The 24949-nt window shown below is 68.5% G+C and carries 26 protein-coding genes; 12 read left to right on the top strand and 14 right to left on the bottom strand.

Annotated elements, in window-relative coordinates; translation table 11 throughout:
- Position 1 precedes the first annotated feature (1 nt).
- Both LOS78_RS19750 and LOS78_RS19745 read right to left on the bottom strand, forming a co-directional pair.
- Complete coding sequence (locus LOS78_RS19750) at positions 2-1123, bottom strand: ABC transporter substrate-binding protein (protein ID WP_230378858.1); 1122 nt, start codon at positions 1121-1123, stop codon at positions 2-4.
- A 145-nt stretch (positions 1124-1268) separates the two neighbouring features.
- Positions 1269-2084, bottom strand: a complete 816-nt coding sequence (locus tag LOS78_RS19745) for a shikimate dehydrogenase (RefSeq protein ID WP_230378857.1) — start codon at positions 2082-2084, stop codon at positions 1269-1271.
- Positions 2085-2343: 259 nt separating this feature from the next.
- Here LOS78_RS19745 and LOS78_RS19740 point away from each other — a divergent pair, with 259 nt between their 5' ends.
- The 6 genes from LOS78_RS19740 (at position 2344) to LOS78_RS19715 (ending at position 8468) form a co-directional block, all read left to right on the top strand.
- Positions 2344-3438, top strand: coding sequence for a Gfo/Idh/MocA family protein (locus tag LOS78_RS19740; protein WP_230378856.1), 1095 nt, complete (start codon positions 2344-2346; stop codon positions 3436-3438).
- Positions 3435-4271 (top strand): IclR family transcriptional regulator, encoded by an 837-nt coding sequence (locus LOS78_RS19735; protein WP_028716561.1) that lies wholly within the window; start codon positions 3435-3437, stop codon positions 4269-4271. The genes LOS78_RS19740 and LOS78_RS19735 overlap by 4 nt, the downstream gene beginning before the upstream one ends.
- A 38-nt stretch (positions 4272-4309) precedes the next feature.
- Positions 4310-6043: an FAD-dependent oxidoreductase gene (locus LOS78_RS19730; RefSeq protein ID WP_230378855.1), complete on the top strand. Its 1734-nt coding sequence runs from the start codon at positions 4310-4312 to the stop codon at positions 6041-6043.
- On the top strand, positions 6040-6651 hold the full coding sequence (locus LOS78_RS19725; protein ID WP_230378854.1) for an NIPSNAP family protein: 612 nt from the start codon (positions 6040-6042) through the stop codon (positions 6649-6651). Before LOS78_RS19730 ends, LOS78_RS19725 begins: the two co-directional genes overlap by 4 nt.
- Before the next feature lie 7 nt (positions 6652-6658).
- Complete coding sequence (locus LOS78_RS19720; RefSeq protein WP_230378853.1) at positions 6659-7480, top strand: sugar phosphate isomerase/epimerase; 822 nt, start codon at positions 6659-6661, stop codon at positions 7478-7480.
- Between the two features lie 61 nt (positions 7481-7541).
- A complete protein-coding gene (locus LOS78_RS19715) occupies positions 7542-8468 on the top strand; it encodes a LysR family transcriptional regulator (protein WP_230378852.1) in 927 nt (308 codons plus the stop codon).
- A gap of 221 nt (positions 8469-8689) precedes the next feature.
- Here LOS78_RS19715 and LOS78_RS19710 read toward each other — a convergent pair whose 3' ends face one another.
- The 9 genes from LOS78_RS19710 to LOS78_RS19670 all read right to left on the bottom strand — a co-directional run bounded on the left by LOS78_RS19710 (position 8690) and on the right by LOS78_RS19670 (position 15763).
- Positions 8690-8878 carry a hypothetical protein gene (locus LOS78_RS19710; RefSeq protein ID WP_028713056.1) on the bottom strand — a complete coding sequence of 63 codons (189 nt, stop codon included), beginning with the start codon at positions 8876-8878 and terminating at the stop codon, positions 8690-8692.
- A gap of 269 nt (positions 8879-9147) precedes the next feature.
- Entirely contained in the window at positions 9148-10368 is a 1221-nt protein-coding gene (locus LOS78_RS19705) for an aspartate transaminase (protein ID WP_230378851.1), read from the bottom strand.
- A gap of 36 nt (positions 10369-10404) precedes the next feature.
- On the bottom strand, positions 10405-11178 hold the full coding sequence (locus LOS78_RS19700) for an SDR family oxidoreductase (RefSeq protein WP_230378850.1): 774 nt from the start codon (positions 11176-11178) through the stop codon (positions 10405-10407).
- A 34-nt stretch (positions 11179-11212) separates the two neighbouring features.
- The gene (locus LOS78_RS19695) at positions 11213-11977 is read right to left on the bottom strand and encodes a LamB/YcsF family protein (RefSeq protein WP_230378849.1); all 765 of its coding nucleotides are present in this window, start codon (positions 11975-11977) and stop codon (positions 11213-11215) included.
- A complete protein-coding gene (locus tag LOS78_RS19690) occupies positions 11974-12372 on the bottom strand; it encodes a hypothetical protein (protein ID WP_230378848.1) in 399 nt (132 codons plus the stop codon). Before LOS78_RS19690 ends, LOS78_RS19695 begins: the two co-directional genes overlap by 4 nt.
- On the bottom strand, positions 12372-13346 hold the full coding sequence (locus tag LOS78_RS19685; protein ID WP_230378847.1) for a biotin-dependent carboxyltransferase family protein: 975 nt from the start codon (positions 13344-13346) through the stop codon (positions 12372-12374). Before LOS78_RS19685 ends, LOS78_RS19690 begins: the two co-directional genes overlap by 1 nt.
- Complete coding sequence (gene pxpB / locus LOS78_RS19680; RefSeq protein WP_230378846.1) at positions 13343-13987, bottom strand: 5-oxoprolinase subunit PxpB; 645 nt, start codon at positions 13985-13987, stop codon at positions 13343-13345. The genes LOS78_RS19685 and pxpB overlap by 4 nt, the downstream gene beginning before the upstream one ends.
- Positions 13980-15350 carry an acetyl-CoA carboxylase biotin carboxylase subunit gene (gene accC / locus LOS78_RS19675; protein ID WP_230378845.1) on the bottom strand — a complete coding sequence of 457 codons (1371 nt, stop codon included), beginning with the start codon at positions 15348-15350 and terminating at the stop codon, positions 13980-13982. Before accC ends, pxpB begins: the two co-directional genes overlap by 8 nt.
- Entirely contained in the window at positions 15350-15763 is a 414-nt protein-coding gene (locus LOS78_RS19670; RefSeq protein WP_230378844.1) for an acetyl-CoA carboxylase biotin carboxyl carrier protein subunit, read from the bottom strand. The genes accC and LOS78_RS19670 overlap by 1 nt, the downstream gene beginning before the upstream one ends.
- A gap of 222 nt (positions 15764-15985) precedes the next feature.
- On the opposite strand from LOS78_RS19670, the gene LOS78_RS19665 reads away from it, so the two are divergent.
- On the top strand, positions 15986-16660 hold the full coding sequence (locus LOS78_RS19665; RefSeq protein ID WP_230378843.1) for a 4-carboxy-4-hydroxy-2-oxoadipate aldolase/oxaloacetate decarboxylase: 675 nt from the start codon (positions 15986-15988) through the stop codon (positions 16658-16660).
- A 35-nt stretch (positions 16661-16695) separates the two neighbouring features.
- Here the strand turns inward: LOS78_RS19665 and LOS78_RS19660 are convergent, their stop codons facing one another.
- On the bottom strand, positions 16696-17688 hold the full coding sequence (locus LOS78_RS19660; RefSeq protein ID WP_230378986.1) for a LacI family DNA-binding transcriptional regulator: 993 nt from the start codon (positions 17686-17688) through the stop codon (positions 16696-16698).
- Positions 17689-17853: 165 nt separating this feature from the next.
- A complete protein-coding gene (locus LOS78_RS19655) occupies positions 17854-18645 on the bottom strand; it encodes an SDR family oxidoreductase (protein ID WP_230378842.1) in 792 nt (263 codons plus the stop codon).
- Between the two features lie 123 nt (positions 18646-18768).
- Here LOS78_RS19655 and LOS78_RS19650 point away from each other — a divergent pair, with 123 nt between their 5' ends.
- Together LOS78_RS19650 and LOS78_RS19645 are read left to right on the top strand one after the other, a co-directional pair.
- Positions 18769-19716, top strand: a complete 948-nt coding sequence (locus tag LOS78_RS19650) for a 2-hydroxyacid dehydrogenase (protein WP_230378841.1) — start codon at positions 18769-18771, stop codon at positions 19714-19716.
- A gap of 7 nt (positions 19717-19723) precedes the next feature.
- Positions 19724-20755, top strand: coding sequence for an L-idonate 5-dehydrogenase (locus LOS78_RS19645; protein ID WP_028713043.1), 1032 nt, complete (start codon positions 19724-19726; stop codon positions 20753-20755).
- A gap of 9 nt (positions 20756-20764) precedes the next feature.
- On the opposite strand, the gene LOS78_RS19640 is transcribed toward LOS78_RS19645, so the two are convergent.
- Complete coding sequence (locus LOS78_RS19640) at positions 20765-21697, bottom strand: LysR substrate-binding domain-containing protein (RefSeq protein WP_230378840.1); 933 nt, start codon at positions 21695-21697, stop codon at positions 20765-20767.
- Positions 21698-21941: 244 nt separating this feature from the next.
- Here LOS78_RS19640 and LOS78_RS19635 point away from each other — a divergent pair, with 244 nt between their 5' ends.
- The 3 genes from LOS78_RS19635 to LOS78_RS19625 are packed head-to-tail and all read left to right on the top strand — an operon-like array spanning position 21942 to position 24870.
- Positions 21942-22928 (top strand): TRAP transporter substrate-binding protein, encoded by a 987-nt coding sequence (locus LOS78_RS19635; RefSeq protein ID WP_036697604.1) that lies wholly within the window; start codon positions 21942-21944, stop codon positions 22926-22928.
- Between the two features lies 1 nt (position 22929).
- Positions 22930-23520 (top strand): TRAP transporter small permease subunit, encoded by a 591-nt coding sequence (locus LOS78_RS19630; RefSeq protein WP_028713041.1) that lies wholly within the window; start codon positions 22930-22932, stop codon positions 23518-23520.
- A gap of 45 nt (positions 23521-23565) precedes the next feature.
- A complete protein-coding gene (locus tag LOS78_RS19625) occupies positions 23566-24870 on the top strand; it encodes a TRAP transporter large permease (RefSeq protein WP_028716574.1) in 1305 nt (434 codons plus the stop codon).
- Positions 24871-24949: the final 79 nt, after the last annotated feature.

Raw genomic sequence — 24949 nt, 5'->3', positions numbered from 1 at the left:
ATCAGTTCGGCGGCAGGATGGCCTTGACCACCTGCTTGCCGTCCTGGACCTCGACGAAGAAGCTTTCGCGCGACATCTCGCCGGTCTCGTCCCAGCTGACGTCCATCAGCACGCCGGGGCATTCGGCCACCGTCAGCGTCAGGCCGTGCATCTTGTCGGCAATGGCCTGGCTGTCCGCCTCGCCCACCATCTCGGCCACGCATTTGAGGGTATAGGCGGCCGTGTAGCCCTTGATGGCGTTGTGGTCGGGCGTGTAGTTGAACTTGGCCTTGAACTTCTCGACCATCTCGGTCATCGCCGGGATATTGGCGTCGGGGGTCAGGCCGACATGGCCCATGGCGCCGTTGGCGGCGTCGCCGGCCAGCTCGATGACCTTGTGGCCGATCAGCGTCGTCTCGCCCACCAGCGGCAGGGTCACGCCCTGCTTGCGGGCCTCGCGCAGGAAGCGGGCGCTTTCCTCCTCGGTCAGGTAGACGAAGGCGGCGTCGGCCTGGATGCCCTTCAGCTTGACGACATCGGCCGAGAAATCGGTCTGCGCCTGTTCGGTGGGCAGGTCGGCGACGATCTCGAAGCCATGGGCCTCGGCCTCCTTCAGGAAGGATTCGTGCCCGCCCTTGCCGAATTCGGTATTGGCCCAGACCACGGCGACCTTCTTCACCCCCATTTCCTCGGCCATGTATTTGGCCATCTTGGGCACGCCCTTCTGCGAGCCGAAGGCGGTGCGGAAGATGTAGGGGTTGCCCATCCCGGTGATCGAGGGCGCCTCGGAGCCGGTGAATTGCGGGATGCCGGCCTGTTTCGCCACCAGCATGTTCACCACCGTCGAGGACGAGAACACCGTGCCGGTGATCGCCACCACCCCGTCGTCGATGGCCTTCTGCACCATGGCGCGGCTGACCTGCGGGTCGGTCTGGCTGTCATATTCGGTGATGGCGACCGGTTCGCCCAGCACGCCCCCGGCCGCGTTGATCTCCTCGAAGCCCATCCGCACGCCGTCGCGGAAATTAGTGCCGGCGGCGGCGCCGGGGCCCGAGAGCTCGACGATCGAGCCGATCTTCAGCTCGGCCAGCGCCGGCACGGCGGCCAGCACCAGCGCGGCGGCGGCGGTCAGTGTCCTGATCATTGCGTTTCCTTCCTCCCTGGTTCGGATCCTGTTTTGCATGGGATCTCCTCTTCCTCTCCATAATCTGCCATGTCGCGTTCCACGCGAACATTGCAAAACGCGCAAAGATACATAATCGGGCGGTTATGCAGCGCCCCTGTGCCGTTTAGTCCAGCGCGATCTGCCTGACCCCCATCAGCAGTTCGGCCAGCAGCACCGCCTGCGCCTCGAACATGCCCGAGCCCGGCATCGTGCCGCAGCCTCTGGCGCGCGCGGCGGCGATCAGCGGCGGGATGGCCGGGCGGGTGACCACGTCGGCGACGAATTGCGCGGCGGTCAGCAGCCCGGCCTCGACCGGCAGCGGGTCGCCTTCGCGCATGCCCAGCGGCGTCGCATTCGCCACCAGCGCAAAGCCGCGCGGATCGGTGCCGCCGATGCGGACCCGGCCGGGAAAGGCGGCGTCCAGCCGCGCAATCAGCGCGTCGCGCCGCGCCGCGTCGATGTCGTGCAGCGCCAGTTCCGAGGCGCCGCGCGCCAGGATCTCGTAGGCGATGGCCGAGCCGGCGCCGCCGGTCCCGACCAGCAGCGCCGGCTTGCCGGCGACGTCGAAGCCCTGCGCGGCGATGCCGTCCATGTAGCCCTGCCCGTCGGTCGCGTCGCCGATCCAGCCCTCGTCCCGGCGCAGCATGATGTTCACCGCGCCCGCGGCCCGCGCCCGCGCGGTAACGCGGCTGCAGAAGGCCAGGCAGGGCGCCTTGTGCGGCACCGTCACCACGATGCCCGGACAGTTCTGGACCGCCGCGGCCTGCGCCAGCCAGCCGGGCAGGTCCTCGGGCAGGACGTGGATCGGCACCACCATGCCGTTATGGCCGCGATCCGCCATGATCTGGCTGAGCGATGCCGGCGATTTCACCTGCCCGATCGGATGGCCGATGATCGGGAAGAATGCCGTCTCTCCGTCGATGCGCAGCGGTTGGGCCATGCTGGTTCCTCTTTCCCTCTTGCGGACAGCGCCCCCGGGCTGGCCGCGCCTTGAAACAATCACGCGCCCCGCCGTCAGGAAATGGACGATAGGGGCGGAACATTGGATTTTCGCGCCTCTGCGCCGCGGGGGGCGATTCCGGCGCCTCATCCGGTTCGAAGCGGAAGATCGCAGAAAGTGGAATATCATTCAATAATAAAATTGACTTCCGATATTCCTTCTGGCTTGATGCCCAAGAAGGTCGGAAGGAGGGATGTCCATGGATCGGATCGCGGTCGCCGTCATTGGTGCGGGAGTCATCGGGCGCACGCATATCGACACGCTGGCGCGCCTATCGGGGCTGCGGCTGTCGGCGCTGGTCGATCCCGCCCCCTCGGGCCGGGCGCTGGCCGAATCGCTGGGCGTGCCCTGCCTGCCGGACGTGGCGGCGGTGATCGATTCGGGGCTGGCGCAGGCCGCCATCGTGGCGACGCCGAACGAAACGCATCTGCCGGTCTCGGCCGCGTTGCTGCGCGCCGGCATCCCGGTGCTGCTGGAAAAGCCGGTGGCCGAAAGCCTCGATTCGGCGCGGCAGCTGATCGCGGTGGCGGATGAGACCGGGGTGCCGCTGCTGGTCGGCCATCACCGCCGGCACAATCCGATCATCCGCGCCGCGCATGAGGCGATCCGCGGCGGCCTGCTGGGCGATCTGGTCATGGCGACCGTGACCTGTTCGCTGGCCAAGCCCGACGATTATTTCCAGGCGCCCTGGCGGCGCAGCAAGGGTGCGGGCGGGCCGCTGCTGATCAACCTGGTGCATGAGATCGACCTGCTGCGGCATTTCTTCGGCGAGATCGCCGAGGTGCAGGCCATCGCCAGCCATGCCCGCCGCGGCTTCCCGGTCGAGGACACGGCGGCGGTCTGCCTGCGCTTTGCGGGGGGCGGGCTGGCGACGCTGTGCATCTCGGACGCGGCGGTCGGGCCCTGGGCCTGGGACCTGACGGCGGGCGAGAACATGGCGCGGTTTCCGGCGCATCGCGTCCCGGCGCATCATTATGCCGGCAGCCGGGCGGGGCTGTCGCTGCCGGACCTGCTGCTGTGGCAACCGCCCGGCGCGCCGGACTGGACGCAGGAACTGCAACCCCGGCCGCTGCCCGTCAGCCACGGCGATCCCTATGAGGCGCAGCTGGCGCATTTCGCCGATCTGGCGCGCCATGGCGGGACGCCGCGCGTCTCGGCCCGCGACGCCACCGCCAACCTGATCGTGCTGGACGCCATCCGCGCGGCGGCCGAGACGGGGCAACGCGTCGCGGTTGACCTTTCGGCGCTGAACCGCGAACCTGAAACCGCCTTCAACAGCGGAAGCGGATCATGAGCAGCGTTCTGGAAAAAGCCCTCGCCATCGTCGAACTTCTGGTCGATCACCCGATGGGCCTGCCGGTCACCACCATCGCGGCGGTGACCGAACAGCCGGCTAGCGGCGTGCACCGCACCCTGCAGGAACTGGCGCGGCTGGGCTATGTCCGGCAGTTGCAGGCAGGCGGCGATTACGCGCTGACCATCAAGCTGCCGGCCCTGGGCCTGGGCTTCATGGGCCGCGCCGGCATCACCGATGTCGCCCAGCCGGTGCTGGACCAGCTGGCCGCCGACAGCGGCGAGCTGATCCGGCTGTCGGTGATCGACGGCGAGCGGCTGATCTGGGTGGCGGTGGCGCAGGGCGCGACGCGCGGCTTGCGCTATGACCCGGGGCAGGAGCAGGGCGTGGTCGTGCACCTTGCCAGCTCGGCCGGCGGCAAGGCCTGGCTGGCCAGCATGAGCGACGACGAGGCGCTGGCCCGCGTCGGCGCGCAGGGCCTGCTGCGCCAGGCCGAGGGCATGGGGCCGAACGCGCCGACCAGCATCACCCTGCTGCTGCAGCAGCTGGCCGAGGCGCGGGCGCGCGGCTATGCCACGGCGGTGGACAGCTATATCGCCGGCATGGCAGCCATGGCGGTGCCGGTGCGCTATCACGGCGACGGGCCCGTGCTGGGCTGCCTGTCCATCGCCGGTCCGGCGGTGCGCATGACGCCCGAGCGGATGGCGGAACTGGCGCCGCGCCTTCAGGCCGCGGCCGGGGAACTGGGCGCCGCCGCCGCGGGAACCAAGTATTTTCAGGCAAATGTCAGGGCGATCGACGCCGATGCCGAGGACGGGCGGAAAAGCGCATAGGCTTTTTCCCGGCTCGCGCCCCTGACGGGCAGGAGTGAATGGACGTTTCATCCGAACGCAGGCTGGCCTGCGATGTGCTGGTCATTGGCTCGGGGGCCTCGGGGCTGGCGGCGGCGGTCACGGCGGCGCATTTCGGCCTGCGCGTGGTGCTGGCCGAGAAGGCGCCGGTCTTTGGCGGCACCTCGGCCTGGTCCGGGGGCTGGCTGTGGATCCCGCGCAATCCCTTGGCCCGCGCCGCCGGCATCGACGAGCCGCCGGAAACGCCCCGCGAATACCTGCGCAGCGAACTCGGCCACCGCGCCAGCGACCCGCGGCTGGAGGCGTTTCTGGAGAACGGCCCCGAGATGGTGGCCTTCTTTCAGGACCATACGGCGCTGCGCTGGATCGACGGCAATGCGGTCCCGGATTTCCACGAGACTCCGGGCGCCGCGAAAGGCGGGCGTTCGGTCACGGCCCTGCCCTATGACGGGCGCGAGCTGGGCGACTGGATCGGCAAGCTGCGCCCGCCGCTGGACGTGGCGAGCCTTTGGGGCATGGGCATCGCCAGCGGCGCCGACATGCGGCATTTCTTCCGCGCCAGCCGCAGCCCGCGCTCGGCGCTATATGCGGCGGGGCGAATCGCGCGGCATCTGCGCGACCTGGCGCTGCACCGGCGCGGCATGCAGCTGGTCAACGGCAATGCGCTGGTGGCGCGGCTGCTGCGCTCGGCGCTGGACAAGGGCGTGGTGCTGCTCGACAGCGCGCCGGTCTTGGCGCTGGAACGGCAGGGCGGCCGCGTCGCGGGCGCGCGGCTTTCGACGCCGCAGGGCGAATTGCTGGTCGAGGCGGCGCGCGGCGTGGTGCTGGCGACCGGCGGCTTCCCGCATGATCCGGCGCGGCTGGAGGCGTTGGCCCCGCGGGCAGGCGGCGGGGCGGGGCATTTCTCGGCCGCGCCGCGCGCCAATACCGGCGACGGGCTGCGGCTGGCCGAGGGGGTGGGGGCTGCCGTCGATGGCGAGCTGGCCTCGAACGTCGCGCTGGCGCCGGTGTCGCTGGTGCCGCGCCGGGACGGCCCGCCCGCGCATTTCCCGCATCTGGTCGAGCGCGCCAAGCCCGGCATCATCGCCGTGACGCCGCAAGGCCGGCGCTTCGTCAGCGAGGCCGACAGCTATCACGATTTCATGCGGGCGCTGATCGCCGCCACGCCGCCGGGCAAGCCGCCGCATTGCTGGCTGATCGCCGATCACAAGTCGCAGCGCCGCTGGGGGCTGGGCTGGTCCAAGCCCTTCCCCTTCCCCCTGGGGCCGGCGCTGCGCAGCGGCTATCTGAAGCGCGGCCGCACGCTGGAGGAACTGGCCCGCGCCTGCGCCATCCCCGGCGTGGCGCTGGCCGAGACCGTGGCCCGCTTCAATGCCCATGCCCAACGCGGCGAGGATCCCGACTTCCAGCGCGGCGAAAGCCTCTACAACCGCGTGCAGGGCGATGCGGAACAGGGGCCGAACCCCTCGCTGGGGCCGCTGCTGCAAGGACCGTTCTATGCGGTCAGGATCGTGCCCGGCTCGCTCGGCACCTTTGCCGGGGTCAGGACCGATGCGGCGGCGCGGGTGCTGGACCGGGACGGCCAGCCGATCCCCGGCCTTTACGCCGTGGGCAACGACATGGCCTCGGTCATGGGCGGGCATTACCCGTCGGGCGGCATCACGCTGGGGCCCGGCATGACATTCGGCTATATCGCCGGCCGCGTTCTGGCCGGCCTGCCCGTGATCGGGCTTTCACAGGAGGAAACGCCATGAGCTATTACGAACTCGCCACCCTCGACACGGTGATCTTCGGCGCCGGCAAGGCCGCGCCGGGCATCGAGGCCTGGGCGGCGCAAGGGCAGGGCCGGCTGTGCGGCGCCTGGGGCACCGATATCGGCACGCTGAACCGGGTCTTTGTGCTGCGCGCCTTCGACAGCCTCGCGCTGCTTCATGAGGAGCGCGAGCGCGCGCTGCGCTCGGACAACCCCTTCGGCTGCGCCGATGAGCTGGTGCGGTTGTCGATGGAGAGCTATCGGGCGCTGGATTTCCTGCCGCCGGTCCAGCCCGGCAGCTTCGGCCCGGTCTACGAGTTCCGGACCTACAGGACCAGGGTGAACGGCATCCTGCCCACCATGGAGAAATGGCGCGCGGCGGTGCCGGAGCGCGAGGCCTATTCGAAGCTGACCGTCGCCATGTACGGGCTGGACGGCGAACCGCGCCTGACCCAGATCTGGCCCTATGAAAGCCTGGCCGCGCGCAGCGAGGCGCGGGCGAAATCGGTCGCGGACGGCAAATGGCCGCCCAAGGGCGGGCCGGACTGGCTGTCGCCCGACATGACCAGCCAGATCGCGCTGCCGCTCGGCTTCTCCCCGCTCAAGTGAGGCTGTGATGACGCATCCGCTTTCGCTGGCCTTTCTGACCACTTTCGAGGTCGGCCCCGCCGAGGCCGTCCGCATCGCCGCCGCCACCGGCTACCAGATGGTCGGGCTGCGCATCCTGCCCGCCGCGCCGGGGGCCGAGCCGGACTATCCGCTGCTGACCGACGACCGGCTGCTGGCCGAGGTGCGCGCGGCGCTGGCCGATACCGGCATCCGGGTCGGCGATGTCGAGATCGTGCGCCTGAAGCCGGAAAACGACTGGGATCTTTTCGCCCGGTTCTGCGCCCGCTGCGAGGCGCTGGAGGCGCGCCACGTGCTTGTCGCCGGCGATGACGCGGACCTTGGCCGGCTGACCGACAGCTTCGCGCGCTTCTGCGCGCTGGCCGCGCTGCACGGGCTGACGGCGGACCTGGAATTCATGCCCTGGACCGCCGTGCCCGACCTGACCGCCGCGTTGCGGATCGTCGAGGCGGCCGGCCGGCCGAACGGCGGCGTGCTGGTCGATGCGCTGCATTACGACCGCTCGGCCACCACGCCGGCGCAGATCGCGGCGCTGCCGCGCCATCGGGTGAACTATGTGCAGTTCTGCGACGGCGCCGTGCCCTATGACCCCAGCAACGAGGGCCTGATCCGGGTGGCGCGGGGCGAGCGGCTGTTTCCGGGGCAGGGCGGCATCGACCTGATCGGTCTGGCGCGGGCGATCCCGGAGGGCGTCACCGTCAGCGTCGAGGTGCCGCATCGCGCCTTGGCCGCCAAGGTCGATGCGCTTGGCCGCGCCGCCATGGCCCATGCCGCGACCATGGCGATCCTGCGTGCGGCGGGCCGGGCCTGAACCGCATCGGCGCGGCGAATTTCCGCAAGAAATCCGCCGCGTTCCCGGCTAGGATCGGCGCATGAAGGAACTGACTCTCCGCCAGGTCGAGGTGATCCGCGCCGTGATGATGGCCGGCACCATCCAGGGCGCGGCCAAGCTGTTGAACGTCTCGGCCCCCGGCATTTCCCGGCTGGTCAAGCATACCGAGGAATCGCTGGGCATCCGGCTGTTCGAGCGCAAGGCGGGGCTGTTCGTGCCCTCGACCGAGGCGGCGGCGATCTTCGAGATGGTGCATCAGGTCCACCGCCAGATGGAGAACCTGAACACCGCCGTCGCATCATTGCGCAAGGGCGAGGACGTGCGGCTGTCCTTCGCCTCGGCGCCCTCGATCGCGCAATTCATCGCGGCGCGGGCGATCCGCGGCATCCGCACGCGCTTTCCCGACCTGTTCATCGACCTGAACATCCTGAAGATCGAGGAGACCTCGGACTACCTGCTGCTGGAACGCGGCGAATTCGTGCTGATGAGCTCGGCCATCGACAATTCGGCGCTGTCGAGCGCGCCGCTGGCGCATGGCCGGCTGGTCGCCATCGTCCCCGAGGGGCATCCGCTGGCGGAAAAGCCGGCGATCTCGGTGCATGATCTGGCGCGCGAGCCCTTTGTCGGCGTCGATCCCGCCGATCCCTATGGCGAGATCCTGGCCCAGCCGTTCCGCGACGCGGGGATCGAGCCGCGCTATTCCATGCGCGGCCGCTTCGCGCAGACCGTGGTCAGCCTGGTGCGCCACCGGCTGGGGGTGGCGATCATCGATGAATTCTCGGTGGCCGAGGTCTATATGCCCGGGGTGGTGCGCCGCCCGCTGGCCGAAAGCGCCGGCATCACCGCCTGGGTGGTGACGAAAAAGGACCGGCAGCTGTCAAGCTTTGCCGAATATGCCATCGGCCGGTTCCGCCGCGAGCTGGCGGTTGCCGTGGCGCGGGAAAGCTGGGACGCGCCCGCGCCCTGAAGGCGCGGCGGGGCGGGCAGGGCGGCCGGGTCGGGTCATCCGTCCGGCGGCCGGTGAACGGCCCCGCTTGCGCCATCCCGTAGCCGGATGAGCCTTGACCGGGCGGCCGGAATGGGCGCGCTCGTCATTGAGCCGCGCCGATAGCCCGGATCTCGATCCGCTGCCTTGGGCAGGTTGGCTGCGGGCGTCGATGCGCCCTCGGATTGGGCGATCCGGGGGGATCAGCCGTGAAGGAGGCGATTGGCGGCCTCGCGAAGCACGCTCGCCACCTCGGGATGAGAATCGGCGGCCTTGTCCTGATAGGACCGGGCCGTCTCGTGCTCGCGTCCGGGCCGCAGCAGCGGCGAACTCAGAAGCAAGTCCATCAAGAATGCCCGGAGCGCCTCGCCGCGCTTGTCATCGCCTTTCATCGTCGGATTCCTCTTCCTGTCCGCTTTGCCCGATCCTGCCGCGTGGGCGCGGCGATGTGCAGGCACCGCGACGATGAGACAATTTCAAGGGATCGGAGGAAATCCCGGGCCGGGCGCGGAATGGCGTGTCATGCCGAAGCCCCGCCCGCACCGGCCGCAGGCTGAAAGCGCAGGCCGGCCGGCTTCCGGCGCTTGCGGGTCCAGGACGGGGCGGCGGGCCGGGCCATGGCTCCCGGCGCCGAAAGCGCCCGGCCGCTGCCTTCCGCCGCTCAGGTCAGGGCTTCGCAGGCCCGGGCGATGGCGGCACAGGCCTCTTCGATGACCTCCATCGAGGTCGCGGTCGAGATGCGGAAATAGGGTTCGAGCCCATATGCGCCGCCATGGACCGAGGCGACGCCTGCCGCTTCCAGAAGATACAGGCTGAAATCCAGGTCGTTCCTGATCGTCCTGCCGTCCGGCGTCTTCTTGCCGATCAGCCCCGCGCAGCTGGGATAGAGGTAGAAGGCGCCGTCCGGCAGGCGGCAGGAAAGGCCGGGGATGGCATTGATCAGCGCGTGGGCGCGGTCGCGCCGCTGGCGATAGACCGCCACGGCCTCCTCGACCGAATGCTGGTCCGAGGTCAGGGCCGCGGCGGCGGCTGCCTGGCTGATCGAGGAGGGGCAGGACGACATCTGCGACTGCAGCTTGTTGATCGCATCGATCAGCGCCACCGGCCCGACGCCGTAGCCGATCCGCCAGCCGGTCATGGCGTAGGACTTGGAGACGCCGTTTACGACCAGGGCCTGCGGCTTCAGTTCGGGCAGGACGGTCAGGATGCTGCAGGGTTCGAAATCGGCGAACCAGATCCGGTCGTAGATCTCGTCGCAGAGCACCATCACATGCGGATGGCGCAGCAGCACCTGCCCCAGCGCCCGCAACTCGTCGGCGCTGTAGGCGGCGCCGGTGGGGTTCGAGGGCGAGTTCAGGATCACCCAGCGGGTGTTGGCGGTGATCGCGGCCTCCAGCACCTCGGGGGTCAGCTTGAAGCCGACCTCCTCGCCGCAGGGAACGACGACCGGGGTGCCGCCATTGGCGATGACCATGTCGGGATAGGACACCCAATAGGGCGCCGGGACGATGACCTCGTCCCCGGGCTCGACGGTGGCCATCAGCGCCACGAACAGCACCTGCTTGGCGCCGCCGCCGACGCAGATCTCGTTCAGTTCGCAGTCGATGCCCAGCCGCGTCGCGAAGTCGTGCTGGATGGCCTTGCGCAGCGCGACCGTGCCGTTGACCGAGGTGTATTTCGTCTCGCCCCCTTCCATCGCCCGGATGGCGGCGGCCTTGATGTGGTCGGGCGTGTCGAAATCGGGCTCGCCCACGGTGAGGTTGAGGATCCTGCGTCCCTCGGCCTGCAGGTCGCGGACCTTCTGCGCGGCGGCGGTGCTGGGCGAGACGCGGATGCTGGTGACGCGCGAGGCCAGTTTGATGTTGCTCAAGGCAAACTCCATCGGTGCGGATTGTTCGGATGCCGGCGGGGCGGCGCGTTACTTGTTGCCGGTCAGGATCACGTCGTCGCCCACGCGCTTTGCGGTGCGCAGGCCGCCGGGGACCTGCAGCGTCGGCAGCAGCTCGATCAGGTTGATGTTGACATATTGCGGCGTCCCGACCGCATATTCCACGGCATCGGCGATGTCCGAGACCTGCGGCATCTCGAAGCCTTCGTAATATTTGCGTTTCGCCTCGGCGGGGTCGATCTTCTCGACCTTGGCGAAGATGTCGGTCTCGACCCGGCCGGGGCTGATCTCGGTCACCCGGACGCGGCGGCCGAAGGCATCGACCCGCAACTGGCGCGAGACGGTATGCATCGCCGCCTTGGTGGCGTGATAGGCGATATGGCCGCCGAACTCGTAATGCCCGGCCATCGAGGTGATGTTGACGATATGGCCGCGGTCGCGTTCCATCATGCCGGGCAGCAGCAGCCGGGCCAGATGCAGGGCGGCGCGCAGGTTGACGTCGATCTGCTCGTCGATGTCGAAGGCGCTGGAGGTAAGGATGCTGCCCGGCCGCGACACGCCGGCATTGTTCACCAGCACGTCGATTTCCAGATCCTTGACCAGCGCGGTCACGGCCTCGGTGTCGGAAACGTCCACCGCATGCGGGATGACGCCGCATCGATCCGCCAGTTCCTGCAGCTTTTCGGCGTTGCGGGCCAGGGCGTGGACGGTCAGCCCCTTGGCGCGCAGCCGCTCGGCGATCGCCCAGCCCATTCCGCCCGAGGCGCCCGTCACCAATGCCGTCTTGTAATCCGAAAATGCCATGGTTCTGTCTTTCTTCTTAATGAATGCCCGGGGGTCAGATGTGGCGGGTCAGCGGCGCGATGGTCGCGCCGCCCGCCGTGATGCCTTCGCGCAGCCGCCGCGCCAGTTCGACCGCGCCCGCGGTGTCGGAATGGACCAGGATGGACTGCACCGGCATCGGGATGATCTGGCCGTCCACCGTGTCGACCTGCCGGTCGCGGATGACCCGCATGACGCGGGCCACGACCTGCTCGGCGTCGTGGATGACCGCCCCCGGCTGGCTGCGGGGGGCAAGCTGGCCGTTGGCCAGATAGCCGCGGTCGGCCAGGAACAGGCGGACGACGTTGCCGCCCATCTCCAGCGCGGCCTTTTCCAGGGCGCTGCCCGGCAGGACCAGGAAGGCGATCTCGGGGTCGAAGGCCATGGTCGCGCGCGCCACCGCCGCCGCGATGGCGGGATCGGAGCTGGCGAGATTGCCAAGCGCGCCATGCGGATTCATGTGGGTGATGCGATGCCCGGCGCGGCCCGCCAGCCCGGCCAGCGCGCCCAGCTGATAAAGCACATGGCATTCCAGCTCGGGCAGGTCCATGTCCATCCGGCGGCGTCCGAAACCCATGCGGTCGGGAAAGCTGACATGCGCGCCCAGATCGACGCCATGCTCCCTAGCCAGCCGGATGGTGCGGTCCATGATGACCGGATCGCCGGCGTGATAGCCGCAGGCCACGTTGGCCGAGCTGATCTGCGTCATCAGCGCCTCGTCATCGGCGATGCGATAGGGGCCGAAGCCCTCTCCCATGTCCGAGTTGATGTCGATGATCATGGCTTGGTCTCCAGTGTCAGGACGGTGTCGCCGTGGCCGAACAGGGTGCCGGGTTCCGGGATCTGCGACGCGATGGTGCCATCCGCCGGGGCGGTGAGGGCGGCGCGGACGGCGCCTTGCGCGACATAGCCCAGAAGCTCGCCGGTGCGGACGGCGTCGCCGGGCGCAAGGACGGGCAGGCCGTCGTCGCTGCCGCGCGGCAGGAAGCGGCCGATGTCGGGGCTGCGCGCGGCGGCGGTCGCCGTCGCGGGTTGCGCCTGGGCCGCGGCGGCCGGTGCGGGTCCGGCTGGCAGGACCAGGCGCAGGAACATGTCCCCGCCCTCGATCTCCAGCGTGCCGACGCCATGCGCGCGCATCGCGTCCAGAAGCCGGGTAAGGTCTTGCTTGTCGAACATCACTGCCATCTCCCCTGCCGGACGCGGAACGCTTCCAGCTCGGCGCGGAGTCCGGCCAGGTTTTCCTGCTGCGCCCTTTCGGCCTCGGCCGCCTCGGCCAGCGTCACCCGGCGAAAGCGCAGGCGGTCGCCCGGCCGGGCCTGCGCGATGCGCCACAGGTCGGGCTCGATGACCGCCGCGATCTTGGGATAGCCGCCCATGGTCGCGGAATCGGCCAGCTGGATGATCGGCTGCCCGCCGCCCGGCACCTGAACGATCCCCGGCGCGATCCCGTGCGAGCGCAATTCGCCCGACGCGGCATAGGCCAGCGGCTCGCCCTCCAGCCGATAGCCCTGGCGGTTGCTTTGCTGGCTGACCGCGTAGGGCGTGGTCCAGAACGCCTCGCGCGAGGCCGGGGCGAAATCCTCGTATTCGGCCGAGGGCAGGGCGCGCAATTCGATCTCTGCGACCCCCGGGGCACGCAGCGCGGGCATGGTCAGGCTGAACCCCGCAAGCGGCAGCGGCGCGGCATCCGCCGCGGCGCGCAGCAGGTCGCCGGCGGCAAGGACGCGGCCTTCCAGCCCGCCGAAGCCTTCGCGCAGCTGCGTGCTGCGCGAGCCCAGCACCGCCGGCACGTCGATCCCGCCGGGCAGGGCCAGATAGGTGCGGGCGCCCGAGGCCATCGGGCCAAGCTCCAGCACCTCGCCCTCGTCCGCCATGCCCGCCCAGACCCGGGGCAGGGGGCGGCCGGCCAGCGTCGCGCCGCAGGCCGCGCCCGCCAGCGCAAAGGCGCCGGCCTGCCGGAACCGGAACCGTGCCGGGGTCAGCGGGATTTCCAGCGTCGCGGCATCCTCGCCATTGCCCAGCAGCATGTTGGCGATGCCATGCGACAGGGCGTCCATGACCCCGGCGCGGCCAAGGCCCTGCGACCAGTAGCCGTCGCGTCCCAGGTCCTGCACCGTCGCGCCCGGCGGAATGAAAAGAACCTCGATCATGCCTTGACCTCGGCGGGGTTGAAGCGGATCCGGTCGCCGGGCCGCAGCAGCGCGGCGGGGCTGCGGCCGGGGTCGAAGAAGGACAGGCCGGTGCTGCCGATGGTGTTCCAGCCGCTGGGGCCCGCCGAGGCCGAGACCCCGGTCTGCAACCCCGCCAGCGACAGCGACCCGCCCGGCAGCCGGGGCAGCGGCACTTTGCGGCGCGGCGTTTCCAGCCGGGGATCCAGGCCGCCCAGATAGCAATAGCCGGCATGGCTGCCGACCGCATAGACCGTGTATTCCGGCGCGGCATGCAGGCGCACCACCTTGTCCACCGGCAGGCCGGTCATCTCGGCCACCTCGGCCAGATGCGGGCCGTCATAGGCCATGTCGATGGCCAGAAGCCGGCCCTCGACCTGCTTGCGGATGCCGCTTTCCCACAGCGCGGTCAGGTCCTTCTCGATCCGGTCGAGTTCGGTCGGGACATGGTCCAGAAGCAGGGTGACATTGGTCATGCCGGGCACGGCTTCGCGCACGCCCTTCCAGGTGGCGGCCTCGTCGGCGACTGCCCAGATACGCTGCTGGTTGGCAAGGTCGAAGGGGCAGGAGGGCTGGAACAGCACCGCCCGGCTGCCGATCATGGAAAGCTTCGCGTCAGGCATGGCGGGATTTCCGGGTTTCGAGCCAATGTTCGAGATGGTGGATGCTGACCCCCCCGGCCGAGAAACCGGGCTCTGCCAGCATCTGCCGGTGCAGGGGGATATTGGTCGAGACGCCTTCCACCCGCGCCTCGGCCAGCGCGGTGCGGGCGCGGGCCAGCGCCTCGTCGCGGTCGCCGCCATGGGCGATGATCTTGCCGATCATCGAATCGTAGCTCGCCGGGATCTCCGAACCGGCGCCGACATGGGTATCCACGCGGATGCCCGGCCCGCCGGGCATATGCATCGCCGTGATCCGGCCGGGGCTGGGGGCGAAGCTGTCCGGGTCCTCGGCATTGATCCGGCATTCGATGGCATGGCCCAGGCTGCGCACCTGATCCTGGGTGATCGGCAGCGGCTTGCCGCGCGCCACGTCGATCTGCATGGCCAGGATGTCTAGCCCGGTGACCATTTCCGTCACCGGGTGCTCGACCTGGATGCGGGTGTTCATCTCGATGAAATAGAACTGCCCGTCCTCGTAGAGGAATTCGAAGGTGCCCGCACCCACATAGCCGATCCGGCGGCAGGAGGCGGCGCAGCGTTCGCCGATTTCCGCGATCAGCGCCCGGTCGATGCCCGGCGCCGGCGCCTCTTCGATCAGCTTCTGGTGGCGGCGCTGCATCGAGCAGTCGCGGTCGCCCAGCCACAGCGCGTTGCCATGCGCATCGGCCAGCACCTGGATTTCCACATGGCGCGGCCTTTCGAGGAATTTCTCGATATAGATGTCGGCATTGCCGAAGAAGCGGCCGGCCTCTTGCCGGGTGACCATGAAGGCATCGGCCAGTTCGGATTCGGTCCGCACGACGCGCATGCCGCGCCCGCCGCCGCCGCCGGCCGCCTTCAGGATGACGGGATAGCCGATCCCGGCGGCGATCCGGCGGATGGCGTCGGGATCGTCCGGCAGCACGCTGTCCGGGCCGGGCACGCAGGGCACGCCGGCGGCGATCATGGCGCGCTTGGCCTCGACCTTGTCGCCCATCATCCGCATGACCGGGGCGCCGGGTCCGACCAGCCGCCGGCCCGCGGCCTCGACGGCCTCGGCGAATTCCGGGCGTTCGGAGAGGAAGCCATAGCCGGGATGGATCAGGCCCGCGCCGCTGGCCTCGGCCGCGGCCAGAAGGGCGGGGATGTTCAGATAGCTCTTGGTGGCGGGTGCGGGCCCGATGCAGATCGCCTGATCGGCCAGGTGCAGCCAGGCAGCGTCGCGATCCGCCTCGGAATGCGCGCAGACGACGCGCAGGCCAAGCCGGCGGCAGGCGCGGATGATGCGCAGGGCGATCTCGCCCCGGTTCGCCACCAGCAGGCAGTCCATGTCGATCGCGGCCATCAGCGGATCCTCATCAGCGGCGCGCCCGCCTCGACCGTCACGCCGTCTCCGACCATGATGGCCTCGACAGTGCCTGCTTGGGGCGCGGGGATGGCGGTCATCATCTTCATCGCCTCGATGACGCAGATCGTCTGGCCGGCCTCGACGCGGGCGCCGACCTCGACAAAGGCCGTCCCGCCGGATTCGGGGCGCAGGTGGCACAGGCCCGCCAGCGGGGCGGTGACGGCATCTGCCTCGGGCGCCGCCGGGGCGGCCTGCGCCGCCTCGATGGCGGGTTGCGCGGGCAGAGGGGCGTCGCCCGCGCCGCGGCGGATGGTGATCCGGTGCCCCTCGGCCGAAAAGGCGAACTCGGCCAGATGGTTTTCGGCGGCCCATTCCATCCCCGAGATGATGGAGTCGATGGTGATCGGCATGCGAAGGGCGTCGTCCCTGTGCGAAGTTGCGTTCTCTTGCGATTGGTAGCACCGCCGCTTCGCAATGATGTCAGAGCGGTTTCGCATGACCCGGGCAGGGGCATCGCGAAACCCGATCACATCAGATGCAGACGCTCTTATGCCTGGGACTGCGTCCTTCCTATGCTGCCGGCCGATCACCGCCGGCCCCGGCCGCGGCATTCCAGCAAGGAGGAGCACCACGTGCCCCATATCATCACCAGGATCGAACGTGCCGCGCCGGCGGATGTGGCCGCCCTGTCGAAATTCGGCAGCGCCACGATTCACGAGGCGCAGGGCCGGCTGGGCGCGCTGAGCTCGCGCCTGAAGCCCGTGGACCGCGCCATGTCGGTCTGCGGCCCCGCCTTCACCGTGCAAAGCGCGCCGCGCGACAACATCATGCTGCAGCTGGCGATCCATTACGCCCAGCCCGGCGATGTCGTCATCGTCTCGGCCGGGGAATACGAGGAGGCGGGCTGCTTCGGCGACGTTCTGGCCAATGCCTGCCTGGCCAAGGGCATCGCCGGCGTGGTCACCGATACCGGGGTGCGCGACACGCAGGAACTGATCTGGCTGGGCCTGCCGGTGTTCTCGCTGAGCGTCTGCATCAAGGGCACGGTCAAGGAAACCCTGGGCCAGATCAACGGCGACATCGTCATCGGCGGGCAGGTGGTGCGGCCGGGCGACGTGATCCGCGGCGATGCCGACGGTCTGGTCGTCGTGCGCCGCGAGGATGCCGCCGAGGTGGCGCGCAAATCCGCCGCGCGCGAAGCCGACGAGGCCGGCTATATCGAGGCCTACAAATCGGGCCGGACGGTGATCGACGTCTGCAATCTTGAGGCGGTGCTGAAGGCCAAGGGCCTGACCACCGATCTCTGACGAGGCCGTCCCGCGTCCCCGGGACGCGGGGGCCGTCAGGCCGATGATTCCCGCACGATCAGGTCGGTCTGGATTTCGATCCGGGCCGGCGCCGCGTCGGAATCCTGCCGCAGCAGGGCGACGATCAGATCCGCGGCCTTGCTGCCGATGCTGCCGGCATGGACATCGATCGTGGTCAGGCGGGGCACGCTGATCCTGCCGATCTCGTAATTGCCGAAGCCGGCCACCGCCAGGTCGCCGGGGATGCTGATGCCCCGCCTCTGGCATTCCGAGATCACCCCGAAAGCCACCAGATCCGAGACGCAGACGACCGCCCGGGTCCCTGGCTGGCTGTCCAGCAAGGCCCCGAGCGCCTGCGCCCCTTCGGCCATGCCGACCGGGGCGGTGCCGGCGGGAACCAGCCGCGTGTCGTCCAGCCCGTGGCGGCGCATCGCCTCGACAAAACCGCTGCGGCGCTGGCCGCCGCGCGGATCGCGCGGCGATTCACCACCGATGAAGGCGATGTCGCGATAGCCCGAGGCGACCAGGTGATCCACCAGCCGGCCGATGCAGGCGGTGTTGGAAAAGCCCACGACATGCCGGATCGGCTGGGCGGGCAGGTCCCAGATTTCGATCACCGGGATCCGTGTCGCGCGCAGCATCTGCCGCGTCCTGCGCGTGTAGTCGCCCACCGTCAGGACGAGCGCCTCGGGCTTGCGGCGCAGCAGCTGGCCGATCAGCCTTTCCTCTTCCTCGGGGTCGTATTCGGTATTGGCCAGCAGGATCTGCAGGCCGTTCTGCGACAGCCCGCGCGAGAGCTGCCGCACGGTTTCCGCGAAATTCGCGTTGTTGATCGAGGGGACGGTGACCGCCACGAAGCCGGAGCGGTTCTGCCGGAGGCTGGCGGCGGTCGCGTCGAAGACATAGCCCAGTTCCTCGGCCTTGGCCAGAATCCGGGCGCGTGTCTGCGGGTTGACGCCCTCGTCGCCGCGAAACGCGCGCGAGACGGTCATCGCGGAAACGCCGACCGCCTTGGCGATATCCGCCATCTTCACGGTTCCGCTGTGAAATCCGTCCCTGCTCATGCCGCCACATGCCCCTGCCGAAAGGCAGGCTAGACGCTGCGGGATGCGGCCACAACACCCCGGCGGCATGGGACAGGATGCCGCGGCAGGCCGTCCGCCGCCCGCCCGGCATGACGGGATGACGCAAGCCTAGAGCGAGACACTGATCGCCCCGTCCACATAGAGCGTGTGCCCGTTCACGAAGCTCGATGCGTCCGAGGACAGGAAGACGCAGGCCCCCACCAGTTCCTCGACCAGGCCCCAGCGCCCGGCGGGGGTGCGCTTTTCCAGCCAGGCCGAGAAATCGGGGTCCGCGACCAGCGCGGCGTTCAGCGGCGTGTCGAAATATCCCGGCGCGATGGCGTTGCATTGCAGCCCGTGGCGGGCCCAGTCCGTCGCCATGCCCTTGGTCAGGTTGCCGACTGCGCCCTTGGTGGCGGTATAGGGGGCGATGCCCGGCCGGGCCAATGCGGTCTGGACCGAGCAGATGTTGACGATCTTGCCGCGCCCGCGCCGGATCATGTGGCGGGCCACCGCCTGCCCGACATGGAAGACCGAGGCGATATTGGTCTGCAGCAGGGCCTCGAACCGGTCCGCCGGGAAATCCTCGAGCGGCGTGCGATATTGCATGCCGGCATTGTTGACCAGGATATCGATGGGCCCGGCCGAGGCTTCGAAACCGTCGATGGCGGCGCGGACCTCGTCATGGCGGGTCACGTCGAAGGGCAGGGCCCGGACCTCGGCCCCGGGCAGTTCCGCCTGCAATGCGGCGCGCGCCTCCTCCAGCCGTTTTGGATCCCGGCCGTTCAGCACCACCGCGGCGCCGCTTTTCGCCAGTCCCCGTGCCAGCGCATGGCCGATGCCCTGCGACGACCCCGTCACCAGCGCGCGGCGGCCCGTCAGCCCGAACAGGCTTTCAACAAATCCATTCGTCCCGGCCATCCCAGCTCCTCCGTTTGGGTCTCGACAAATCCGTTCGACTCGTGTTTTGTTATCGATAACTATCCGAGTCAAGAGCCCGCTGAAAGGGCGACCGGAAAATCCCGCACCATAATGGAGAACACGATGAGCAAGCCGGTGGTCCTGCAGATGGGGGCCTATCCCGAATGGGACGAAGTTCCGCTGAAGGCGGATTACGACCTGCGTCGCTATTTCGAGGCTGAGGACAAGGAGGCCTTCCTGGCCGAATGTGGCGCCGAGGTGCGGGCCATCGCCACCCGCGGCGAACTGGGCGCCAGTCGCAAGATCATCGAGGCCTGCCCGAATCTCGAACTGATCTCGGTCTATGGCGTGGGCTTCGACGCGGTCGATCTGGAAGCCTGCCGCGAGCGGGGGATTCGGGTGACGAACACGCCCGACGTGCTGACCGGGGACGTGGCCGATCTGGGTGTCGCGATGATGCTGGCCGTCGCGCGCGGCATCGTCGGCGCCGAAGCCTGGGTGCGCAGCGGCAACTGGGCGGCCAAAGGCAATTACCCGCTGCAGCGTCGTATCTGGGGCAAGAAGGCCGGTATCCTGGGGCTGGGCCGGATCGGCTTCGAGATCGCGCAGCGTTTGCGCGGCTTTGGCATGGATATCGCCTATTCCGACGTCGCGGCCAAGGACTATGCCGCCGATCTGACCTTCATCGCCGATCCGGTCGCGCTGGCGCGGCATTCGGAGTTCCTGTTCGTCGCCCTGGCGGCCTCGGGCCAGACCCGGCACATCGTCAATCGCGAGGTGATCGAGGCACTTGGTCCCGAGGGCGTGCTGATCAATGTCTCGCGTGCCTCCAACATAGACGAGGCGGCGCTGATCGCCGCGTTGCAAGACGGCCGGCTGGGCGCGGCGGCGCTGGATGTTTTCGATAACGAACCCCAGATCGACCCGCGCTTCCTGGAGCTGCCGAACGTGCTCCTGCAGCCGCATCAGGCCTCGGGCACCGTCGAGACGCGCAAGGCGATGGGCGAACTGGTCCGCAACAACCTGGCGGCGCATTTCGCCGGCCAGCCCCTGCTTACCCCGGTTGTCTGAGGTCGTCATGAAAGCGATTGTCATCCACGCCGCCAAAGATCTGCGCATCGAGGAACGCGAGCCCGAGGCGCTTGGCCCGGGACAGGTGCGCATCCGCCTTGCGGCCGGCGGGGTCTGCGGATCGGACCTGCATTACTACAACCATGGCGGTTTCGGAGCCGTGCGGCTGCGCGAGCCGATGATCCTGGGCCATGAGGTCTCCGGCCATGTGGTCGAATGCGCGCCGGACGTGGCGGGGCTGGTCCCGGGCGATCTGGTCGCCGTTTCGCCCTCGCGCCCCTGCGGCGATTGCGGCTATTGCCGCGAGGGGCTGCCCAACCATTGCGAGAACATGCGCTTCTATGGCTCGGCCATGCCGTTCCCGCATATCCAGGGCGCGTTCCGGCAGGAACTGGTGGCGGATGCCGCGCAATGCGTGCTGGCCAACGGCCTGACGCCGGGCGAGGCGGCGATGGCCGAGCCTCTGGCGGTCACGCTGCACGCCGCGCGCCGGGCGGGCGAGTTGCTGGGCAAGCGCGTGCTGGTCACCGGCTGCGGGCCCATCGGCCTGTTGTCGATCCTGTCGGCGCGGCTGGCGGGCGCGGGCGAGATCGTCGCCACGGACCTGTCGGATTTCACGCTGGCGATGGCGCGGGAATGCGGTGCGGACGCGGTCGTCAACACCGGCGCGGCGCCCGACGGTCTGTCGCCCTTTGCCGCCGGCAAGGGCAGTTTCGACGTGCTGTTCGAATGCACGGGTGTTGCCGCGGCCATCGCGCCGGCCATCGCGGCCATGCGGCCGCGCGGCGTGGTCGTCCAGCTTGGGCTGGGCGGTGACATGCCGCTGCCGATGACGGCGATCACCGCCAAGGAGCTGGACCTGCGCGGTTCCTTCCGGTTCCACCCGGAATTCGCGACCGGCGTCCAGGCCATGCTGGCGGGCCGGATCGACGTCAAGCCGCTGATCACCCACGAAATCGCCCTGGACGAGGCCGAAACGGCGTTCCGGCTGGCCTCGGACCGTTCGGCGGCGATCAAGGCGCAGATCCTCTTCGCCTGAGCCGAGACGTCAGCCTTGGCCTGAACCGGAGGCCGCCGAGGAACGCGCTGCCTCTGTTGCCAGCCGCACCAGATGATCGCGCACCACGGCGGCCGCTTCCGAAAGCGGCAGCTGGGCCGAGACGCAGATCGCCATCGCGACTTTCATGTTGGGGCGCCGGATGCGGTAGCTTCGGGCATCGGGGACGCGGCGCAGCACGGCCTGCGCCGCCGATGCGGGCAGGATGGTGCAGCCCAGCCCCTCGGCCAGCGCGTTCGACAGATAGGAAATCGACTCTGTCTCGGCGACCACTTGGGCGCTGCTCCCGACGCGCGACAGCGTCGTTTCGATCACCTGGCGGACGGTATGGATCGGGCTCGGCAGGATCAGCGGCTGGGACACGGCTTCTGCGAACGAGATCTCGCCATCCTCCGGCTCGGCGATCTGCGTTCCGACGAAATACAGCTCTTCCGTCGAGATCGGCTCGAAGCTGAGGCTGGGGATCTTGCCGGGATCGAAGATCAGCGCGATGTCCGTCTTACCGGTCATGATCTGTTCGCTGATCACGCCGCCGCCGACTGCCTCATTGGCATAAAGCAGGATGCCCGGATGCTTTTCGCGGATGGTCCGCATCAGCTGCGTCGCCACCAGCGAGCCGAGGCCCAGCGGCGCGAACACGACGCTGACCGCGCCGGTAATCTGCTCGGAGGAGGTGGCGATGTCCTGCTCGGCCTGGTTCATCTGCCGGATGATCATCTGGCAATGGCGATACAGGACCTTGCCCGCCTCGGTCGGGATGACGCCGCGCTTCGAGCGCAGCAGCAGCGGCTTGCCGAAATGGGTTTCCAGCGCGGCGATCTGCTGGCTCAGCGCCGGCTGGGCGATGTGCAGGATCGCCGAGGCGCGGGTGATGCTACCGATGTCCACGATCTTCATGAAGGCGTAAAGCCTGCGTATGTCCATGATAGCACGTCCTTAAAGCACGATTCTGCCGGTTCCCGCCGGTCATTCTATTTGGTCCATGCCCTTTGCGCACCGATGTATAAGCATTCGCGATCATGTCAGACCGAACTGTTCTTTTCGCGACGACCGGCCTGTCGGCTAGGGTAGCAGGTGCAACGGTCACAAAACTGCAAAACAGCCGCTCCGCAGCGATATGCCGTTGGTCCGGCTCGCTTGCGGTAAGTGCCAAGATAGGGAGAGATTGATGTTCCTCAAGCCGATCGCGTTGGGGGCTGCGGCTGCGCTTGCCCTGGCAAGCGCCGCTGTGGCGCAAACCCGGCTCAGCTTGTCCGAAGTGCTGCCGGACGGTAATTTCATGGCGGAAAACGCCAAGAGCTTCGCCGAGGCCGTCAAGGAGGCGACCGATGGCGAGGTCGTCATCAATGTCGCCACCTCCGGGTCGTTGGGCTTCAAGGGGCCCGACCAGTTGGGCGCGGTGCGCGACGGGCTTGCCGACATGGCCGATATCAACATCAGCCAGCAGGTCGGGATGAACCCGCTGTTCGGCGCCGAAGGCGTGCCCTTCCTTGTCGAATCGATGGAGGAGCTGAAGGAATATCACACCTTCCTGCGCCCCGAGTTCGAGAAGCTGGCCGAGCAATACAACCAGAAGATCCTCTACATGGTGCCGTCGCCGGCCCAGTATGTCTATCTGAAGACCCAGGTCGACGATATCGGCGATTTTCGCGGCATCACGGTGCGCGGTGCCGACAAGAACACCGTCGATATCGTCAGCAGCCTTGGCATGGACGGCATCGCCATGCCCTGGGGCGAGCTGCTGCCGGCGCTGGCCTCGGGCCGGGTCAGCGGCGTTGCGACTTCCGCCACCTCGGGCGTGGACGGCAAGTTCTGGGAATTCCTCAGCCATATCTATCCGACCAACCATACCTGGGGGTCGAACGCGGTGACGATCAACCTCGATTCCTGGAACAGGCTCACGCCGGAGCAGCAGGCCGCCATCGAGAAGGTCGCCGCCGAGCTTGAGCCGCAATTCTGGGAAAGCTCGCGCGAGAGCGACGGGAAAAGCCTTGAGATCATGACCGGCCACGGCATGCAGCTGGTCGAGCTGTCGGACGAGCTGAAGGCCCAGATCGCCGAGAAGGCCAAGCAGGTTCAGGCGGAATTCTTCGACCGCGTTCCTGCGGCCAAGCCGATTGCCGATGCCTATCTCGCGTCGAAAGGCGGCAACTGAGATGGCCGGAGAGCAGCATGTCGCCTCCAAGGCCGTCGCTGAACGCGGTGCTGCCGCTGCCCTGCAAAGGGCGGCGGACTTCGCCTCGCTGGTCGCGGCCTGGCTTGCCGGTCTCTGCGTCCTCGGCCTGACCCTGCTCGTGCTGATCGACACCACGATGGCCTTGATCAGCCGTTATGTCCCGTCCTTTCCGACGGGTACCGGAATCGGCTGGGAATACAGTGCCTATCTGATGGGCGCGGCCTTCCTGCTCGGCTCGGGCATGACGTTGCGCGCGGGCCTGCAACTGCGGGTGGAGCTGCTGCTTTCGATGGGCAAAGGCCGCTACGCCCGGATGTTCGAGATATTCGCCGCCATCCTGGGCTCCGGTGTCACGCTTCCTCTGGCGGTCTGGCTTGCGCAGTTCACGCATCGCACCTGGAGCTATGGCGAGGTTTCCCAGGACAGTTTCACGCCCCTGTGGATCCCGCAGCTGGTGCTGACCATCGGCGCGGCCGTGCTGGCCTTCCAGATGGTCGCCCGACTCGTCACCGCCATCAGCGGCAACATTGTCGACAAACCCAGCCTCGGTGCCGCGAGCGCCATCGAGTAAGCCACAGCGCCCCTGCGCGCGAAACCAGGAATATCGGGGAGAAACATGGGCGCTATCGTCGCAAGCCTGTTCGGGCTTCTTTTCGGCACATTGGCCATCGGGGCCTGGATCGGAATCGCCTTGCTGGCCACGGCCATCGGCCTGGCAATGATGTTCACCGGCCTGCCCGTCGACAGGCTGTTTCCGCAATACCTGTTCAACATCCTGACCACGCCCGACCTGGTCGCGTTGCCGCTTTTCATCCTGATGGGCGAGTTCCTGTTCCGCACGCGCCTGTCGGAGACCCTGTTCAGCGGCCTGGCGCCCTGGGCGGGCCTGCTTCCGGGCCGGCTGCTGCATGTCAATGTCGTGGGCTGCTCGATCTTTGCGGCGATCTCGGGGTCTTCGGCCGCGACGACGCAGGTCGTCGGCCGCATGACCCTGAAGGAACTGCTGGCCCGGGGCTATTCGCCCGATCTGGCCATCGGCAGCCTTGCGGGCGCCGGCACGCTGGGATTCCTGATCCCGCCCTCGACGGTGATGATCATGTACGGCGTGCTGGCCAATGAATCGATCCTGCGGCTTTTCACCGCCGGCTTCATTCCGGGCGTCCTGCTTGCCCTGGTCTTTGCCGTCTACATCATGATCCGCGCCAGCGCCAAGCCTGACCTGGTGCCCGAAAATGAACGCGCCTTGCGCCACATGCCCTTCCGCCAGCGTCTTGCCGCCCTGCGGGATCTCGGCCCGGTCATGTTCCTGATCCTCTGCGTCCTGGGCTCGATGTATGGCGGGTTGGCGACCCCTTCCGAGGCCGCGGCGCTGGGTGTGGTCGGGGCCTTCCTCGTGTCGCTGTCGCAGGGCGCGCTGAACCTGCGGGCGCTGCGCGACATCATCCTGGGGACGGTGCAGACCTGCTCGGTCATGGGCATCATCATCCTTGGCGCATCGGTGCTGGGCAACATCACCTCGACCCTTGGCATCCCTGCGGCGGTTGCAAATGTGGTGACGGACTGGAACCTGTCGCCGATGCTGCTGATCGTGGCGCTGATCGTGCTCTATCTCGTGCTCGGGACCGCGCTCGAGGGCTTTTCGATGATCGCGACCACGCTGCCGGTGGTGCTGCCGCTGGTCGAGGCCGCGGGTTTCGACAAGATCTGGTTCGGCATCTTCATGGTCCTGGTGGTCGAGATGGCGCAGATCACGCCGCCGGTGGCCTTCAACTTCGCCGTGATCCAGAACATCACCGCCCGAAGCACGGCCTATATCGCAAGGGTCACCTTCCCCTTCCTGATGATCATGATCGGCTTTGCGATCATGCTGGCGCTGTTCCCGGGGATCGTCACCTTCCTGCCCGACCTGCTGCTGGGCTGATCCCGCCCGCAGGCGGCGTCCCGGCCCCTTCACGCCGGGGCGCCTTGCGGGACAGGTTTGACTGCCTGTCCCGTTAGCG

It is taken from the genome of Paracoccus sp. MA (genome assembly GCF_020990385.1).
In the GTDB taxonomy this organism is placed as follows: Bacteria; Pseudomonadota; Alphaproteobacteria; order Rhodobacterales; family Rhodobacteraceae; genus Paracoccus.
The sequence above is the reverse complement of the archived record's forward strand: the minus strand, read 5'-3'. Positions and strand labels throughout refer to the sequence as shown.

Excerpts from the sequence above, each read along its gene's own strand:
- LOS78_RS19660 (WP_230378986.1), bottom strand. The coding sequence starts at position 17,688 with ATGGCGGATATCGCCAAGGCGGTCGGCGTTTCCGCGATGACCGTCTCG.
- LOS78_RS19670 (WP_230378844.1), bottom strand. The coding sequence starts at position 15,763 with ATGCCGATCACCATCGACTCCATCATCTCGGGGATGGAATGGGCCGCC.
- LOS78_RS19655 (WP_230378842.1), bottom strand. The coding sequence starts at position 18,645 with ATGGCCGGGACGAATGGATTTGTTGAAAGCCTGTTCGGGCTGACGGGC.
- LOS78_RS19635 (WP_036697604.1), top strand. The coding sequence starts at position 21,942 with ATGTTCCTCAAGCCGATCGCGTTGGGGGCTGCGGCTGCGCTTGCCCTG.
- LOS78_RS19745 (WP_230378857.1), bottom strand. The coding sequence starts at position 2,084 with ATGGCCCAACCGCTGCGCATCGACGGAGAGACGGCATTCTTCCCGATC.
- LOS78_RS19705 (WP_230378851.1), bottom strand. The coding sequence starts at position 10,368 with ATGGAGTTTGCCTTGAGCAACATCAAACTGGCCTCGCGCGTCACCAGC.
- LOS78_RS19740 (WP_230378856.1), top strand. The coding sequence starts at position 2,344 with ATGGATCGGATCGCGGTCGCCGTCATTGGTGCGGGAGTCATCGGGCGC.
- LOS78_RS19715 (WP_230378852.1), top strand. The coding sequence starts at position 7,542 with ATGAAGGAACTGACTCTCCGCCAGGTCGAGGTGATCCGCGCCGTGATG.
- LOS78_RS19645 (WP_028713043.1), top strand. The coding sequence starts at position 19,724 with ATGAAAGCGATTGTCATCCACGCCGCCAAAGATCTGCGCATCGAGGAA.
- LOS78_RS19630 (WP_028713041.1), top strand. The coding sequence starts at position 22,930 with ATGGCCGGAGAGCAGCATGTCGCCTCCAAGGCCGTCGCTGAACGCGGT.
- LOS78_RS19750 (WP_230378858.1), bottom strand. The coding sequence starts at position 1,123 with ATGATCAGGACACTGACCGCCGCCGCCGCGCTGGTGCTGGCCGCCGTG.
- accC (WP_230378845.1), bottom strand. The coding sequence starts at position 15,350 with ATGGCCGCGATCGACATGGACTGCCTGCTGGTGGCGAACCGGGGCGAG.
- pxpB (WP_230378846.1), bottom strand. The coding sequence starts at position 13,987 with ATGCCTGACGCGAAGCTTTCCATGATCGGCAGCCGGGCGGTGCTGTTC.
- LOS78_RS19690 (WP_230378848.1), bottom strand. The coding sequence starts at position 12,372 with ATGTTCGACAAGCAAGACCTTACCCGGCTTCTGGACGCGATGCGCGCG.
- LOS78_RS19720 (WP_230378853.1), top strand. The coding sequence starts at position 6,659 with ATGACGCATCCGCTTTCGCTGGCCTTTCTGACCACTTTCGAGGTCGGC.
- LOS78_RS19640 (WP_230378840.1), bottom strand. The coding sequence starts at position 21,697 with ATGGACATACGCAGGCTTTACGCCTTCATGAAGATCGTGGACATCGGT.
- LOS78_RS19625 (WP_028716574.1), top strand. The coding sequence starts at position 23,566 with ATGGGCGCTATCGTCGCAAGCCTGTTCGGGCTTCTTTTCGGCACATTG.
- LOS78_RS19710 (WP_028713056.1), bottom strand. The coding sequence starts at position 8,878 with ATGAAAGGCGATGACAAGCGCGGCGAGGCGCTCCGGGCATTCTTGATG.
- LOS78_RS19700 (WP_230378850.1), bottom strand. The coding sequence starts at position 11,178 with ATGGCATTTTCGGATTACAAGACGGCATTGGTGACGGGCGCCTCGGGC.
- LOS78_RS19695 (WP_230378849.1), bottom strand. The coding sequence starts at position 11,977 with ATGATCATCGACATCAACTCGGACATGGGAGAGGGCTTCGGCCCCTAT.
- LOS78_RS19735 (WP_028716561.1), top strand. The coding sequence starts at position 3,435 with ATGAGCAGCGTTCTGGAAAAAGCCCTCGCCATCGTCGAACTTCTGGTC.
- LOS78_RS19650 (WP_230378841.1), top strand. The coding sequence starts at position 18,769 with ATGAGCAAGCCGGTGGTCCTGCAGATGGGGGCCTATCCCGAATGGGAC.
- LOS78_RS19730 (WP_230378855.1), top strand. The coding sequence starts at position 4,310 with ATGGACGTTTCATCCGAACGCAGGCTGGCCTGCGATGTGCTGGTCATT.
- LOS78_RS19725 (WP_230378854.1), top strand. The coding sequence starts at position 6,040 with ATGAGCTATTACGAACTCGCCACCCTCGACACGGTGATCTTCGGCGCC.
- LOS78_RS19685 (WP_230378847.1), bottom strand. The coding sequence starts at position 13,346 with ATGATCGAGGTTCTTTTCATTCCGCCGGGCGCGACGGTGCAGGACCTG.